This is a genomic window from Pseudarthrobacter sp. R1 (genome assembly GCF_024494415.1).
Taxonomy (GTDB): Bacteria; Actinomycetota; Actinomycetes; order Actinomycetales; family Micrococcaceae; genus Arthrobacter.
In genome coordinates this window covers 441,430-456,205 of the sequence record NZ_JAMKFI010000008.1, presented here as the reverse complement: position 1 = coordinate 456,205, position 14,776 = coordinate 441,430, and the positions used below count along the sequence as shown (strand labels likewise).

16 protein-coding genes are annotated in these 14,776 nt (G+C 63.3%); 11 read left to right on the top strand and 5 right to left on the bottom strand.

The window, feature by feature from the left end:
- Positions 1–9 precede the first annotated feature (9 nt).
- The 10 genes from M8J71_RS13010 (at position 10) to M8J71_RS12965 (ending at position 8,725) form a co-directional block, all read left to right on the top strand.
- Positions 10–888, top strand: coding sequence for a type II secretion system F family protein (locus M8J71_RS13010; protein WP_256248284.1), 879 nt, complete (start codon positions 10–12; stop codon positions 886–888).
- A gap of 268 nt (positions 889–1,156) precedes the next feature.
- Positions 1,157–1,360, top strand: a complete 204-nt coding sequence (locus M8J71_RS13005; protein ID WP_256248283.1) for a Flp family type IVb pilin — start codon at positions 1,157–1,159, stop codon at positions 1,358–1,360.
- Between the two features lie 82 nt (positions 1,361–1,442).
- Positions 1,443–1,817 carry a TadE/TadG family type IV pilus assembly protein gene (locus tag M8J71_RS13000; RefSeq protein ID WP_256248282.1) on the top strand — a complete coding sequence of 125 codons (375 nt, stop codon included), beginning with the start codon at positions 1,443–1,445 and terminating at the stop codon, positions 1,815–1,817.
- The gene (locus M8J71_RS12995; RefSeq protein ID WP_256248280.1) at positions 1,805–2,845 is read left to right on the top strand and encodes a pilus assembly protein TadG-related protein; all 1,041 of its coding nucleotides are present in this window, start codon (positions 1,805–1,807) and stop codon (positions 2,843–2,845) included. The genes M8J71_RS13000 and M8J71_RS12995 overlap by 13 nt, the downstream gene beginning before the upstream one ends.
- A 40-nt stretch (positions 2,846–2,885) precedes the next feature.
- Entirely contained in the window at positions 2,886–3,641 is a 756-nt protein-coding gene (gene cpaB / locus M8J71_RS12990; protein WP_256248279.1) for a Flp pilus assembly protein CpaB, read from the top strand.
- Complete coding sequence (locus M8J71_RS12985; protein WP_256248278.1) at positions 3,638–4,831, top strand: AAA family ATPase; 1,194 nt, start codon at positions 3,638–3,640, stop codon at positions 4,829–4,831. The genes cpaB and M8J71_RS12985 overlap by 4 nt, the downstream gene beginning before the upstream one ends.
- Positions 4,831–6,333, top strand: coding sequence for a CpaF family protein (locus M8J71_RS12980; RefSeq protein ID WP_256248277.1), 1,503 nt, complete (start codon positions 4,831–4,833; stop codon positions 6,331–6,333). The genes M8J71_RS12985 and M8J71_RS12980 overlap by 1 nt, the downstream gene beginning before the upstream one ends.
- A 9-nt stretch (positions 6,334–6,342) precedes the next feature.
- Complete coding sequence (locus tag M8J71_RS12975) at positions 6,343–7,275, top strand: type II secretion system F family protein (protein ID WP_256248276.1); 933 nt, start codon at positions 6,343–6,345, stop codon at positions 7,273–7,275.
- A 7-nt stretch (positions 7,276–7,282) separates the two neighbouring features.
- Entirely contained in the window at positions 7,283–8,167 is an 885-nt protein-coding gene (locus M8J71_RS12970) for a type II secretion system F family protein (protein WP_256248275.1), read from the top strand.
- Positions 8,168–8,260: 93 nt separating this feature from the next.
- Entirely contained in the window at positions 8,261–8,725 is a 465-nt protein-coding gene (locus M8J71_RS12965; protein ID WP_256248274.1) for an Hpt domain-containing protein, read from the top strand.
- Positions 8,726–8,757: 32 nt separating this feature from the next.
- Here M8J71_RS12965 and M8J71_RS12960 read toward each other — a convergent pair whose 3' ends face one another.
- Positions 8,758–9,552 carry a response regulator transcription factor gene (locus M8J71_RS12960; protein ID WP_256248273.1) on the bottom strand — a complete coding sequence of 265 codons (795 nt, stop codon included), beginning with the start codon at positions 9,550–9,552 and terminating at the stop codon, positions 8,758–8,760.
- 264 nt (positions 9,553–9,816) lie between these two features.
- Between M8J71_RS12960 and M8J71_RS12955 the strand changes: the two genes are divergently transcribed.
- Complete coding sequence (locus M8J71_RS12955; RefSeq protein WP_256248272.1) at positions 9,817–11,484, top strand: ATP-binding protein; 1,668 nt, start codon at positions 9,817–9,819, stop codon at positions 11,482–11,484.
- Between the two features lie 117 nt (positions 11,485–11,601).
- On the opposite strand, the gene M8J71_RS12950 is transcribed toward M8J71_RS12955, so the two are convergent.
- From M8J71_RS12950 to rpsK, 4 genes are all read right to left on the bottom strand, one after another.
- Positions 11,602–12,492 (bottom strand): tRNA pseudouridine synthase A, encoded by an 891-nt coding sequence (locus tag M8J71_RS12950; RefSeq protein WP_256248271.1) that lies wholly within the window; start codon positions 12,490–12,492, stop codon positions 11,602–11,604.
- A 32-nt stretch (positions 12,493–12,524) separates the two neighbouring features.
- A complete protein-coding gene (rplQ, locus tag M8J71_RS12945) occupies positions 12,525–13,112 on the bottom strand; it encodes a 50S ribosomal protein L17 (protein ID WP_163161919.1) in 588 nt (195 codons plus the stop codon).
- Positions 13,113–13,184: 72 nt separating this feature from the next.
- Positions 13,185–14,195: a DNA-directed RNA polymerase subunit alpha gene (locus M8J71_RS12940; RefSeq protein WP_013601812.1), complete on the bottom strand. Its 1,011-nt coding sequence runs from the start codon at positions 14,193–14,195 to the stop codon at positions 13,185–13,187.
- 131 nt (positions 14,196–14,326) lie between these two features.
- The gene (gene rpsK / locus M8J71_RS12935) at positions 14,327–14,728 is read right to left on the bottom strand and encodes a 30S ribosomal protein S11 (RefSeq protein ID WP_018760435.1); all 402 of its coding nucleotides are present in this window, start codon (positions 14,726–14,728) and stop codon (positions 14,327–14,329) included.
- Between the last annotated feature and the right edge of the window lie 48 nt (positions 14,729–14,776).

The following is a 14,776-nucleotide window of genomic DNA, read 5'->3' as shown; positions in this document are numbered from 1 at the left end:
GAGGATGCCATGACTCCGATAGCCTGGCTCATCATCGCAGCCATTGTTCTTCCGCTTGCATACTTCACTTGGGTTTTGGCGACTTTGGATAGGCGAGGAGCTCTAGCCGTCCAGTCCAATCTCGGTCGAGGCTTTTCCCAAAGCGGGTCCGTTGTCACAGCTCGCCCACCTGCCGTACTGAGTGTGGCCAAACGGCTTACGCCTGGCAGCTATGAAGCCAAGCTTGACCGCTGGCTTGCTTTGGCTGGACGTCCTGCCTCCATGCCGTTGGAAAAGCTGATCATCGCTAAACCCGTGCTTGCCCTGACCGGCGCGGTGCTGGCAATCCTCCTGTTTAGGGCTGCGCCCACATCTCCAAATCTGGGCATTGGTGTGGTAGTCACAGCACTAGGATATTTTTTGCCAGACCTTCTCGTTTACAACAAGGGGATCAAACGGCAAGAAGCCATCCAGCTGGAACTGCCTAACACCCTAGATCAAATGCTCATTTCAGTAGAGGCAGGCCTTGGCTTCGAGGCCGCAATGGCCCGTGCCGGGCAACATGGGGAAGGACCGTTGGCTCAAGAACTAACTAGGACGCTCCAGGATATGCAGGTTGGCCGTCCTCGTCAGGACGCCTACCAAGCTATGGCCGAAAGGTCCTCAGTGGCGGAACTGCGCAGCTTCGTCCGGGCCGTAGTGCAGGCGGACAAGTACGGCATCGGGCTTGCAAAAGTCCTCCGGACCCAAGCAAAGCAATCGAGGGTAAAACGTCGGCAGCGGGCTGAAGAAAAGGCCATGAAGCTGCCGGTTAAAGTTCTCTTTCCACTTATATTCTTTATTTTTCCCGTCCTCTTCATCGTCCTGCTGGGCCCCGCAGCAATCAACATCATCCAAGCGCTCACTTAGCCCAGCTCCCGCCCGAATGAAACGCGCGAAAGCGCTCCATAGACCGGACCCCCTCGGCACCCAGAACCGAGGGGGTCCGTTTGTGTGCCTCGGGAGTTCAATTCTCAGTGTTAGCGCAGCAAAAGCCAAGCGAAAACGCAGGAAAAGAACACCGCGGAAAGCCTTTGCGCAGGATGCTCCAAGATCCAGGTTTTGGCCACTTTCTCGTTGCTAACTTCGTAGCAGTGCTGGTGCAGGGCCAGCCATCCGACTCGCTCAGGAGTACAAAATGCTTTCCCTTTACACCAACCTCATGATCCGTCTCCGCAATGAAGAAAAGGGCGCTACCGCCGTTGAATACGGCATCATGGTGGCGCTCATCGCTGTCGTGATCATCATTGCAGTGACTACCCTTGGCGACAGCCTCTTCAACCTGTTCACGGATGTCAACACTGACATCGTGAAGCCGCCGGCCGCGACTACTGCGCCCTAGCACCTCTGAGTCCGGTTCCGGACCCCATATCGGAATCGTCCGCCAACAAGGGCTAGAACACATTCAAGAGGAGGTGCAGCAGGTGTCACATGATTCGGAGCGCGGTGCAGCCGCCGTCGAATTCGCAATCCTGCTGCCCCTCCTTTTGATGCTGGTGCTCGGAACCATCGAATTCGGAAGGGCATACAACGCCCAGATCACACTGACCAACGCAGCCCGCGACGGCGTCCGGGTGATGGCCATCGCCAATGATCCCACCAGCGCCAAGACCGCCGCAAAGAACGCGGCCGCTTCGGTCAGCACCACCATCCCCACCTCTGACATCACCCTCAGCACCAACGCATGCAGCATCGGTGCCCAGGTCACGCTCACCATCAAGTACAACCTGTCCACCATCACCGGCATCGCAGGCCCCTTCCCAATGTCAGGCAAGGGGGTCATGCTGTGCGGCGGCTGACCAGTAACGAAGCAACCAGCGAACGCGGCGCCATCAGCGTCATCGTCGCCATCCTTCTGGTGACTCTCCTCGGCTTCGTGGCGATCGCCGTCGACATCGGACTCATCTATTCAGAACGCGCACAGCTGCAAAACGGCGCGGATGCCTCCGCCATAGCGCTCGCCCAGAAGTGCGCCAAAGACGGAACAGACCCGCTCTGCTCGACCACATCAAGCCTCGCCACCAGCCTTGCCAACCAGAACGCCCTGGATGGCATGAGCAAGGTTTACGGCATCGATTTGGATAAAACGTCCCGAAAAGTCAGTGTCACCACGTCTGCCAAGGAAACGGGCGGCACAGACAACTCCGTTTCCCTCTTTTTCGCAGATGTCCTGGGCATTCCGACCAAAGAAGTCGGAGCGCGGGCATCTGCCGAATGGGGAAGCCCGAAGGCCGGCCGCACCGCCTTCCCCCTGGCCTTCTCTATCTGCCAGGTCAAGGATCATGTGGACGGCTCGCTCCAACTGCTCCAGGACCACGGCAACAACGCCAACCCCGACTGCAATTATGGTCCGTCTGGAGCAGCCGTGGCCGGAGGCTTCGGCTGGCTTGCGCCGGACGCGGGAAAATGCGGCGGCACCATCGATCTCGCATTGAGCGAGGGCGGCAGCGACACTGGCAACAATGCGCCAGGACATTGTTCCGCCGAGCTAACCAAATGGGCCAGCGAGATCACGGCAGGCCGCAGAATTACAGTCCTCCTGCCGGTATTCAACAAGGTCTCCGGCACGGGTTCCGGCGCCATCTACAGCCTCATTTCGTTCGCTGCGTTCGACGTGACGGGCTGGAAGTTCAGCGGCAACAGCGGCCTTCCCTACGAGTTCCGCAGCGAAAAGTCGACGACGACGGGCGTCACCACGGATACGGAGTGCAAAGGAAACTGCCGCGGAATCATCGGCAGCTTCATCAAATACGTTTCCCTCGCCGACGGCTACACCCTCGGACCGGTATCGGAATACGGTGCCACCGTCGCCCGTCCGATCCTCTAATAACCAGAACCCATCACCACCCCTTACCCAGGAGTTGAAAGTGAAGTCTCGCCTGCTCGCCGGAACGGCTGCGGTCGCTTTGGCGATTGTGGGAGCCCTCCTCATCGTTTTCTACGCCCAGGGCGCAGATCAGCGGGCGCTGGCGTCAACGGAACCTGTTGACGTCCTGGTCGTAAAGACTGCCATTCCCGCTGGAACTCCTGTCAACGACATGACTGCCTCGCTGGTCATCGAGAAAGTCCCGGCCGCCGGCAAGTCGGACACCGCCCTCAGCACGCTGGACAACAAAGCCGGCACCGTTAGTGCGGTGGACCTGGTCCCCGGCGAACAGCTCCTGGCCGAGCGGCTCGTAGCACCTGCGGACGTCAAAGCCCAAGGTGCTGTTGAGGTGCCCGCCGGCTTGCAGGAAGTCTCCTTCGAGGTGGAACCCAAGCGTGTGGTGGGCGGCAGGATCGACGTTGGCGACCATGTAGGTATCTTCCTTACCTTCGATGCCGGCGCCTACAAAGCTAAAGCCGACGACGCAACCACCCAGATGACAGTACGCAAAGCCCTCGTCACCGCCGTCCAGCGTGCCCCCCAGGCCGCGAGCGCCGAAAAGCCCGCGGACGGCTCGGATCCCCAGGACACCACGCTCCCGGAAGGATCCCTCATGCTCACCGTCGCCGTCAGCGATATCGACGCCGGCAAGATCGTTTTCGCCTCTGAGTTCGGCAGGCTCTGGCTTACCAAAGAGCCCCTCGACGCCCAGGACAACGGTCCGAAGATCGAGCGCAAGGAAGTGGTCTACAAGTGAGCCGCTTCGTTCTCCTCTCCCCCAACGGTGACTTCGACCAGAAGCTGCGCGCCGCCGTCGCCAACGGCCTCCGCGGCTCCGTGCAGACCATCGCCTCGGACATCCTCCCGGCCGGCCCCGCCGAACTTTTCGCCCTCCTCAACCAGGAACAGCCCGAAGTCCTGATCATCGGACCGGACGTCCCGTACGAGGAAGCACTGCGGTTCGCCAAGGTCTTCGACGTCCAGCTCCCCGGCCTCAGCCTGGTCCTGGTCAGTGACGTTGACCCGTCCTTCCTGCTGCACGCCATGCGGGCCGGCATCCGGGACATCCTCAGCCCCCAGGCGGATGCTGCGGAAATCCGCGTACTGCTGGAACGCGCCTGCCAATCCTTCGCCACCAGGCACCGGACCCCTGAAGCGCAGGGAGAAACCAACGGCAAGGGCCTGGTCATTGGCGTCTTCTCCCCCAAGGGCGGCGTCGGCAAAACCACCCTGGCAACCAACATCGCCATCGGTCTCGGCCAGATAGCTCCCATGAGCGTCGTCATCGTGGACCTGGACCTGCAGTTCGGCGACGTTGCCTCTGGGCTTTACCTCAACCCCGAACACACGGTCACGGACGCGGTCTCACCGGCGGCAGCCCAGGACTCCCTGGTCCTCAAGGCCTTCCTCACCGTGCACCCGGCAGGTATCTACGCCCTGTGCGCTCCGCCCAATCCGGTGGACGCGGACCACATCACGCCGGAACAGATCACCCGGTTGCTCCAGCAGCTGGCCCAGGAGTTCCAGTACGTGGTCCTGGACACTGCTCCCGGCATGCCCGAAATCGGCCTCGCCGCCATGGAGCAATGCACCGACGTCGTCTGGGTCAGCGCCATGGACATCCCCAGCCTCCGCGGCCTGCGCTCGGGACTGGAAGTGCTCCGGCAGCTGGAAATCATGCCCGAATCACGGCACGTTGTCCTGAACATGGCAGACGCCAAATCGGGGCTCAACGTCCAGGACGTCGAATCCACCATCGGCGCGCCCGTGGACGTCAGCGTCCCCCGGTCCCGCGCCGTGGCGCTCTCCACCAACCGCGGCATCCCCGTCCTCCAGGAATCCAAGAAGGACCCCGCCGTCAAGAGCCTTCGCCAGCTGGTTGAGCGGTTCAATCCGGCGTGGCGCGCCCAGGCCCAGCGCAAACTTCACCGAAGGGTGGTCATCTGATGAAGCTCTCCGAACGGATCAGCGCGGTCCAGGACCGCAACCAGGCATCGGGCAGCAACGTCGCCGTGCTAGAACCGCCCCGGCCTGCTGCTCCTCCCGCTCCGGTGAGGGAGAGCGGGCCCCGGCGCCTTCCCGCCCAGCAGGCTCCTGCAACGCCAGCGTCCGACGCCGGCACCCCCGCAGTGCCCAAGGCACAGCCCGTGGATGTCTTCGCAGCCATGAAGCACCGGGCGGCCACCGCCCTTTTCGAGCGGATGGGCGCGCGCTTCAATGACGCTGCCGTCACCGAGCAGGAGCTCCGGGCTACCGCCAAAGAGGAACTGACCCGCATCATTGACGCCGAACAGGTCCCCCTTACTGCCGAGGAGCGCACCCGCTTGGTCCGTGACGTGGCCGACGACGTGCTGGGCTACGGTCCGCTCCAGCGGCTGCTGGACGATCCGGCAGTCACGGAAATCATGGTCAACCGGATGGACCAGATCTATGTGGAGCGCAAAGGCAAACTAACGCTCACCGAGTCCCGGTTCAGCTCCGAAGAGCACCTGCGCAAGGTCATTGAGCGCATCGTCTCAAAGGTGGGCCGTCGCATCGACGAGTCCTCCCCCCTCGTGGATGCGCGCCTCGAGGACGGCTCCCGTGTGAACGCAGTGATCCCGCCGCTGGCCGTCAGCGGCTCATCGCTCACCATCCGAAAGTTCAGTAAGACTCCGCTGACGGTCCGCAACCTGATCGACTTCGGGACGATGACGCCCGAGATGGCCGAGCTGCTCAACGCGTGCGTCAAGGCCAAGCTCAACATCATCGTCTCCGGCGGTACGGGCACCGGCAAGACCACCCTGCTCAACGTGCTGTCCTCCTTCCTCCCGTCCGACGAACGCATCGTCACCATAGAGGACGCCGTGGAACTCCAGATCCAGCAGCAGCATGTGGTCCGCCTCGAAAGCCGCCCACCCAATACCGAGGGCAAGGGTGAAGTCACCATCCGTGAACTGCTCCGCAACTCACTGCGTATGCGTCCGGACCGGATCGTGGTGGGTGAGGTCCGTGGCGGGGAATCGCTGGACATGCTGCAGGCTATGAACACGGGCCACGACGGCTCCCTTTCTACCGTGCACTCCAACTCACCCCGCGATGCCGTCGCCAGGCTCGAAACCCTGGTGCTGATGGCCGGGATGGATCTGCCGCTGCGGGCCATCCGTGAGCAGATCGCGTCCGCCGTCAACCTCATCGTCCAGATTTCCAGGTTGCGCGACGGCTCGCGCCGCATCACCCACGTCACCGAAGTCCAGGGCATGGAGGGAGACATCGTGACCCTGCAGGACGCATTCGTCTTCGATTACTCCGCCGGTGTTGATGCCCACGGCCGCTTCCTGGGCAAGCCAGTTGCCACCGGAATCAGGCCGCGGTTTATTGACCGTTTCGAAGACCTGGGCATCCACGTGTCCCCCGGCGTCTTTGCCGGTCCCCAAATCCCTGCCAGCCACGCCACCCCCGGAAGATAGGGCACAGCCATGATTCTTGCTGTTGGAGCCGTCATCCTGCTCGTGGCCGTTTGCCTGCTTGGTGTCGCCGTGATCCTGCCGGGCGCCCCTTCGGTGCCGCTGGACCGCCGTCGTCCTTTCGAACCCGAGCCGCCGTCGTCAATATCGCGTCTGGCGCTCTCCGCCGTACGATCTTTCGAACGGCTCCTGCACGGACGCAACGTCTCCCTGTTCTCCCGCGCGGAACTCGAAAACGCCGGGCTCCGCCTGAGCCAGGCTGAATTCTTCCTGCTGGTGGGCATCGGCGCCTGCATCGGAATGCTGGTGGGAATTGTCACGGTTGGGCCGCTGGTAGGTATCCTCCTTGCACTGCTGGCGCCGTTCGTCGGGAAACTGGTCCTGGGATTCCTCGCCGGGAAACGCCGCGCCACTTTCGACAGCCAGCTGGGCGACACCCTCCAGCTTCTCTCCGGCGGCCTCCGTGCCGGGCACAGCATCCTGCGTGCCATCGACGCCGCCGCCGCCGAGTCCCAGAAGCCGACGTCGGAAGAGATGCGGCGCGTCATCACCGAAACCAGCCTGGGCCGGGACCTGCTGGCAGCACTCAACGACACTGCCGACCGGATGAAGAATGAGGACTTTGTCTGGATCTCCCAAGCCATCCAGATCAACCGCGAAGTGGGCGGCAACCTGGCCGATGTCCTGGACCAGGTGAACGAAACCATCCGCGAGCGCAGCGAGATCAAGGGCCATATCAAGGCACTGGCGGCGGAAGGCAAATTTTCTGCCTACATTCTCATTGCCATGCCCTTCGGCATCGTGGCCATGCTGCTGGCCGTGAGCCCCAATTACATGAACTCGATGTTCACCCATCCTTTGGGCTGGGTGATGATCGGAGCTTCATTTGTGCTCATGACCATCGGCGCATTGTGGATGCGCAAGATCATCGACCTGAAGTTCTGAGGACGCGATGAACCTGATAATCCTCCTCTCCATTCTGCTGGTGTGCGTTCCCCTAGCCGGCCTGGCCTGGTCCGTTCTCACCGTGGACAAACAGGGCCGCGTGGCCGTCAACGATCTGCTGTCCCGTGGTGCTCACTTAGAGGAAGTTGAGCGGACCGGCAAGCCCAGCCTGCTTGAGTCCATCGGCCGGCGCCTCACTCCCCCGGCGTACGTCGCCTTGTTGGACCGCCTGCTTGCCCTCGCAGGTAGGCCTACCACCATGCCGCTGGGCAAGGTTCTAGGGTCAAAACTTGCTCTCGGGCTCACGGGAGCCGGGCTGGGCTTTTACCTCACCGCCATTGGAAGCACTCCCCTGATGAAACTGGCAGGGCTTTTCGTCCTGGTCCTCGGCTATTTCATCCCTGACCTCCTGCTGTACAGCAAAGGACAGGAGCGCCAAAAGGTAATGCAGCTGGAGCTGGCCAACACGCTGGACCAAATGCTCATTTCAGTAGAGGCCGGCCTCGGCTTCGAAGGAGCGATGGCCCGCGCCGGGGAAAACGGCAAAGGCCCGCTGGCCGAGGAACTGGTCCGCACCCTGCAGGACATGCAGGTGGGCCGCAGCCGCCGCGAGTCCTACCTTGCGCTGGCGGAAAGGACCAACATCCCGGAGCTGCGCAGCTTTGTGCAGGCCGTGGTCCAGGCAGACACGTATGGCATCGCCATCAGCCGGGTGCTCCGCGTCCAAGCGAAAGTCATGCGGGTCAAGCGCCGCCAGCGCGCCGAAGAAAAGGCGATGAAGCTACCCGTGATGATCCTTTTCCCGCTGTTGTTCTTCATATTTCCGGTCCTCTTCATCGCCATTCTGGGACCGGCCGTCATCAACACGATAGTGACCTTTAGCTCGCAATAGATCCACACAGCCCGGCAGCAAGGATCCCTCAAGGTTTACACAGGATCACCCGAAATAGGACAAACGACTAAATCCAGGAAGTAGCCTTGAAGAATGCAAAGTCCAGATCCCGGCTCCAGCGACAGGAGCGCAGCTGCGAATCCACCGCAGCCCGGGATCACAGCGGTTACCGGTTCCGGGTATTCACAGGAAGCGGCCGGGCTCTTGCCGCTCGTTGACGCGGCCGTGCTGGAGGAGCTGGAAGACGAACTTGCCGGCTCCGGCCTCGCCCAGCGCTTCGCCCGCGACTATGCCGCCATGTGGGACCAGCGCTGCACGCGGCTTGCGGCAGCGGTGGACAGCCAGGACAGCGAATCGGCCCTCGATGCCGTCATCAGCCTGAAGATCAGCTCCGCCATGGTGGGCGGGGTGCGCCTGGCCAAACTGGCTGAACTGCTGGAAGTACTGATCCGGCGGGGCGACTTCGGCCAGGGACAGGCTCTAATGAAGCGGGTTGCCCTGGACGGCGGCCATACGGTGTCTGAACTCCAGGCCACGTACATCCTCAAAAACGGCTAGCCTGATCCGGCGCCCGGCCTTTGCAGAACGGCCTAAACACTGTCCGGCCTGCTGGGCGCCAACCTGTACCCGACTCCCCGCACCGTCTGCAGCCAACGCGGCGAAACCGAATCTTCCTTCAGCTTCCGCCGCAGGTTGCCGATATGGACCTCAACGGCCCGCTCGTCCGCCTCGCTGATGTAAGTGTCCTCACCGTAGAAGTCGCCGCGCACAGCCCGGACGAGGTCGGCCCGGGTGCAGACCGCCCCGCCGCCACGCAGGAGGACGTGGAGCAGGTCAAACTCGCTTCGCGTAAGTCCCAGCGGCTCCCCGTTGATTTCCACTGTGCGTGTCCGGTGGTTCAGCGCCAGGCCGTTGTGGTGCAGGACGGCGGAGTCCTCCAGCCGGGGGGCCCCAACAGCCGCAGCGGGCGCTGCTCCCCACACAGACGACGCCGGTTTCTGGCTGTCGACCTCGTGCCGGGGCCTGCGCATCATCGCCGCTACCCGAGCCCTCAACTCGCGGGGCCGGAAAGGCTTGGCAATGTAGTCGTCAGCACCGGCGTTAAGGGCGGACAGCAGATCCGGCTCCTCTGTCCTGCCCGTGAGCATCACCACGTAGGCGTTGCTGAAATTGCGGATCCGCCGCAGAACTTCGAACCCGTCGATGTCCGGCAGTCCAATATCCAGTGTCACCACGTTCGCCTGTTTGGCGCGGACCACTTCCACTCCGGCCCGCCCATCAACCGCTGTATGCACCTCGAAGCCGGCCTGGCTCAACACTCCTTCGAGGAGGTTGCGCACGTCGGCGTCGTCTTCGATTACTACAGCCACACCAAGATCGTCCATTGATATCCCTGCGCCAGGCGGTTATGGCCCCCCATCAGCCCAGCGCCAATGCCATACCCGCTCCAACCCTTTATACGCTACAAGTAAGCGGTGCTGATCACATCTGTTTCAACATTGCATTTGAAAAGTCAATTATTATGACAAGTATGTGGATTACGAGTCGGAGAGGATGTGCCACCTTGCCCAGCGGGAATTCTGTTGCCCAGGCGGTGAATATCCAAGTGACAATCCACCGTAACCTGAGCGGCGGCCGCAGCCGGGCTCATGGCTGAGCGGCTTTTTCCACGCGGCCCCGCCCGCTTCTTCCAGCGGCTGGGGCCGCGGTCGCAGGTTGCCCTGTGCCAACTGCCCCTGACCTTGATCGTGGCCGCCCTTGCCATTGCCACCCCGTTCGCCTGGCCCACGCTTGTGCACAGTCCACTCTTCCTGGCCGGGATCCTCCTTTCCGGCGTCCTTTTCCTCGGCTGCCTTTTGGTGCCATGGGAGCGCCTGGCGCACCGTCCCTACCTGCTGATTCCCATCCTCGACTTCGTCGCGATAGGGCTTCTCCGGAACGGGGCCGCACCCCTTCTCCCTGGACTTGCCGTCCTGGCGGTGTTCCCGGTGATCTGGCTCTCCGCCTCGGGCATGCTCGCCAGGAGCAGCCTTGTCCTCAGTTTCTTCGGCCCCATGCTCATCATGGTTCCCTCTCTGGCCGGGCGGTTCCCCAACCTGACGCCGTCGGACATCACCACCACGCTGCTCTTCCCCCTCATGATGCTCTCGGTTTCCCTCGCCATCAGGTTCGCGAGCGTCCACGTCCGGTTGCAGCAACGCGAACTGGCCCAGAAGGACAAGGAACTTCGGAAGCTGCTCCGTGAGAGCCGGGAGCGTGAAAAGCTGCTTCAGACGGTCCTGGACGCCACCGACGTCGGGATTGCCGCCGTCGACAGCTCCGGCCACTTCCTCGTGGCCAACGACCGGCAGCGGAACTTCCGCCGGGCAACGGGCGCCGACGACGCCGTGCCCGGCCAGGGGCACCAGCTGATCTTCGGCCAAGACAGGCGGACCCTGCTGCCGCCGGAGAAGCGTCCCATCAGCCGCGCCATCGCCGGCGAGTCCTTCGCCGACTACCTGGTCTGGGCCGGAGAGGGAACGGAGCAGCGGGCGGTGTCGACGGCGGCCCGGCCCCTCGTCGGCGAGGACGGCCAGTTCACCGGAGCCGTGGTGGTCTACAGCGACGTCACCGGCTGGGTGGAAGCCCTGGCAGCGAACCAGGAGCTGGTTTCCAACGTCACGCACGAGTTCAAGACACCCCTGAACTCCGTCATCGGCAATGTGGACCTGGTACTCGACGACGTCGCCGCCCTGCCGCCCCAGGTGGCCCAGCGCCTATTGGTGGTTCAGCGGAATGCTGAGCGGTTGGTGGCGCTCGTGGCGGACCTGTCCGCTTCGGCGTCGGCCGCGCTTAACGTCCACCCCAAACGCACGGACCTCGCCAGCCTCGTGGAGACCAGCATCGGTTCTGCCCAGGCGCAGGCGGAACATGCGAACATCCGGCTCACGGCGGACGTTCCCTCGCCCTTGTGGGCCTACGCGGACCCACTCCGGATCGGGCAGGCACTGGACAACCTGGTGTCCAACGCCATCAAGTACTCGCCCGACGGCGGGAAGGTGAGCATCAGCGCCCGCAGCACCGACGACTGGGTGCAGCTCAGTGTCAGCGACACCGGGATGGGGATCAGCAGCGAGGACACCACCAGGGTCTTCAAGCGCTTCTTCCGAACGGAGTCTGCCAAGGGCGCGGCCATTGCCGGTGCCGGCCTCGGCCTGTCCATCACCAAGATGATTGTGGAGCGCCACGGCGGGCACATCTCGTGTGTCAGCGGGCAAGGCCAGGGGAGCACTTTCACGCTGACCCTGCCGGCGGAGGGCCCGCCGCCGTCGTTCTAACTGGGCCCACGCCCGCAGGGTTCCCTGGCCGTGGAGCCAGGCCGGCGAGGGCCCCGGCCCGAGCTTGCGAGGGCAGGGAGCCGGCATGGACTTGCGAGGCTAGGGTGCGGGCGGGGACTACTCCCGCAGCGCCCGGGTGAGCTCGGCGCGCGCCAGCAGCTCGTCGTCGGACGGGTACGCCACTTCTTCCAGCACCAGCGGGTGCGGAGCGGCCAGCACGGATTTGGCATCACGCTTCCTGGCGAGCAGCCGTTCGTGGAGCCAGCCCGGTTCCTCCACGCCCTCCCCCACATACAAGGCCGAGCCGATCAGGGCGCGGACCATGTTGTGGCAGAAGGCGTCGGCCTGAACGGTGGCCACGATGACTCCGTCTTCCGCCCGGGCGAACTCGAAACGCTGGAGCTCGCGGATAGTGGTTGCACCCTCTCGTGGCTTGCAGAACGACAGGAAATTCTGGAGCCCCAGGAGCTTGGAAGCACCCTCGTTCAGCAGCGAAACGTCCAGCGGAGTCTTGTGCCACAGCGTGGAGTACCGGCCAAGCGGGTCCCACAGGGCAGGGCCGTCGGCGATGCGGTAGCTGTAGCGCCGCCACAGGGCCGAGAAGCGGGCATCGAAGCCGGGGGGCGCCAAAGAGATCCGATGTACCTCCACAGCTCCGGTAAGGTCACCGAGCACCCGGCTCAGGGCGCCGCGGATCCTGCGGAGCATGGCGACGGCGGGATCCAGCTCGTGCCCGCGCGGCAGTCCCAGCCACTCGGCTTCCGTCAGGTCCAGGTGGACCACTTGGCCACGGGCGTGCACGCCGGCGTCGGTGCGCCCGGCAACAGTCACCCGGACGGAACGCCGGAGGAGCATGTGCAGGGCCTCCTCGAGGACGCCTTGGACTGTCCGGAGGCCCGGCTGCAGGGCCCACCCGCTGAAGGGCCCGCCGTCGTACGACACATCAAGCCGGACACGCAAAAACCCGCCGCCCCCCATTACGGGGGCCGCGGGTTTTTGGTCGTTCATAGACTTAAGTCTAAGCGAAGAAAATCAGCGAATTACTTCGCGTCCTTTTCCTCGGCTGCGGGAGCTTCCTCAGCGGCCGGAGCCTCTTCGGTTGCAGCCTCTTCGGTTGCAGCGTCCTCGGCAGGAGCTTCGGCCGGAGCCTCGGCAGCTTCGGTCTCGGCAACCTCAGCCTCGGGAGCTTCCTCGGCAGCCGGAGCGGCCTTGTCTGCATCGCGCTTGGCAGCGGCGGTAGCCTCAGCAACTACGGCCTGCTTGGCGGAAACCGGCTCGAGAACCAGTTCGATAACAGCCATGGGAGCGTTGTCGCCCTTGCGGTTGCCGATCTTGGTGATGCGGGTGTAGCCGCCGTCGCGGTTCTCCACAGCCTGGGCGATGTCGGTGAACAGCTCGTGGACGACGCCCTTGTTGCTGATCAGGCCGAGCACGCGGCGGCGGGAAGCGAGGTCGCCACGCTTGGCGAAGGTCACCAGGCGCTCTGCGTACGGCTTCAGGCGCTTGGCCTTGGTGACCGTGGTGGTGATCCGCTTGTGCTCGAACAGGGATGCTGCCAGGTTCGCGAGCATGAGGCGCTCGTGAGCCGGGCCGCCTCCGAGGCGCGGACCCTTAGTGGGGGTAGGCATAATTGTTTCTCCTCAAATGGAAGCCGTGGGCCGGGCACACCATGGTGCCCTGCCCGCCGGCCAAGGTCTGGTTTAGAGTTCGTCGTCGCCGAAGGCGGCGTCGTCCTCTTCGATTGCTGCGGCGCGTGCTGCGAGGTCAAAACCGGGAGGCGAGTCCTTGAGGGACAGGCCCAGTTCAACCAGCTTTGCCTTGACCTCGTCAATGGACTTGGCACCGAAGTTGCGGATGTCCATCAGGTCAGCCTCGGAGCGGGCTACGAGTTCACCCACGGTGTGGATGCCCTCACGCTTGAGGCAGTTGTAGGAACGGACGGTGAGGTCCAGATCCTCGATCGGCAGGGCCATGTCGGCTGCCAGGGCAGCGTCGGTGGGCGACGGGCCGATCTCGATACCTTCAGCTGCGGTGTTCAGCTCACGTGCCAGACCGAAGAGCTCCACCAGGGTGGTGCCTGCGGAAGCGACGGCATCGCGCGGGGCGATGGCCTGCTTGGTCTCGACGTCGACAATCAGCTTGTCGAAGTCGGTGCGCTGCTCAACACGGGTTGCTTCCACGCGGAAAGTAACCTTCAGCACCGGCGAGTAGATGGAATCGACCGGGATACGGCCGATCTCTGCATCGCCGGACTTGTTCTGAGCTGCCGAAACGTAGCCGCGGCCGCGCTCGATGGTCAGTTCCAGTTCGAACTTGCCCTTCGAGTTCAGCGTGGCAATGTGCAGATCCGGGTTGTGGAATTCGACGCCGGCCGGCGGCGCGATGTCCGCGGCGGTGACGACTCCGGGGCCCTGCTTGCGCAGGTAAGCAACAACCGGCTCATCGTGCTCGGAGGAAACCGAGAGGCTCTTGATGTTCAGGATGATCTCAGTGACATCTTCCTTGACACCCGGAACCGTGGTGAACTCGTGCAGCACGCCATCGATCCGGATGCTGGTTACGGCAGCACCGGGGATGGAGGAGAGCAGGGTACGGCGGAGGGAGTTTCCGAGGGTGTAGCCGAAGCCCGGTTCCAGCGGTTCAATGATGAAACGCGAACGGTTTTCTGAAACTACCTCTTCGGAGAGGGTGGGGCGCTGTGCAATGAGCACTTAGGTTTCCTTTCGGCGAGCATCCGCTATATGACGCAACACAGGTGGTGGAAATTCGGTCTGAAGACTTAACGCGCTGGGCTTGCCCGGACCATCGACGGTCCGGGCAAGCTCATGCGGCGTGGAAAGCCTTAGACGCGGCGGCGCTTCGGCGGGCGGCAGCCGTTGTGCGCAGCGGGGGTGACGTCCTGGATGGAGCCAACCTCGAGGCCTGCGGCCTGCAGCGAACGGATCGCGGTCTCGCGTCCGGATCCCGGTCCCTTGACGAAAACGTCAACCTTGCGCATGCCGTGCTCCTGGGCGCGCTTGGCAGCGGCTTCGGCAGCCATCTGAGCAGCGAACGGAGTGGACTTACGCGAGCCCTTGAAGCCAACCTCACCTGAGGAAGCCCAAGAGATAACAGCGCCGCTCGGATCCGTGATGGAAACGATGGTGTTGTTAAAAGTGCTCTTGATGTGCGCCTGGCCAAGCGCGATATTCTTCTTGTCCTTCTTACGCGGCTTGCGAACCGCGCCACGAGTCTTCGGGGGCATTATTTCTCCTACAGAAAGTTATTGGGGAAAGCTCCGTTAATCCCGGAC

What these genes read in the sequence shown, in the direction of transcription:
- M8J71_RS13010 (WP_256248284.1), top strand. Translation starts at nt 10, where the DNA reads ATGACTCCGATAGCCTGGCTCATCATCGCAGCCATTGTTCTTCCGCTT.
- M8J71_RS13005 (WP_256248283.1), top strand. Translation starts at nt 1,157, where the DNA reads ATGCTTTCCCTTTACACCAACCTCATGATCCGTCTCCGCAATGAAGAA.
- M8J71_RS12980 (WP_256248277.1), top strand. Translation starts at nt 4,831, where the DNA reads ATGAAGCTCTCCGAACGGATCAGCGCGGTCCAGGACCGCAACCAGGCA.
- M8J71_RS12975 (WP_256248276.1), top strand. Translation starts at nt 6,343, where the DNA reads ATGATTCTTGCTGTTGGAGCCGTCATCCTGCTCGTGGCCGTTTGCCTG.
- M8J71_RS12970 (WP_256248275.1), top strand. Translation starts at nt 7,283, where the DNA reads ATGAACCTGATAATCCTCCTCTCCATTCTGCTGGTGTGCGTTCCCCTA.
- M8J71_RS12965 (WP_256248274.1), top strand. Translation starts at nt 8,261, where the DNA reads ATGCAAAGTCCAGATCCCGGCTCCAGCGACAGGAGCGCAGCTGCGAAT.
- M8J71_RS12960 (WP_256248273.1), bottom strand. Translation starts at nt 9,552, where the DNA reads ATGGACGATCTTGGTGTGGCTGTAGTAATCGAAGACGACGCCGACGTG.
- M8J71_RS12955 (WP_256248272.1), top strand. Translation starts at nt 9,817, where the DNA reads ATGGCTGAGCGGCTTTTTCCACGCGGCCCCGCCCGCTTCTTCCAGCGG.
- M8J71_RS12950 (WP_256248271.1), bottom strand. Translation starts at nt 12,492, where the DNA reads ATGAACGACCAAAAACCCGCGGCCCCCGTAATGGGGGGCGGCGGGTTT.
- rplQ (WP_163161919.1), bottom strand. Translation starts at nt 13,112, where the DNA reads ATGCCTACCCCCACTAAGGGTCCGCGCCTCGGAGGCGGCCCGGCTCAC.
- rpsK (WP_018760435.1), bottom strand. Translation starts at nt 14,728, where the DNA reads ATGCCCCCGAAGACTCGTGGCGCGGTTCGCAAGCCGCGTAAGAAGGAC.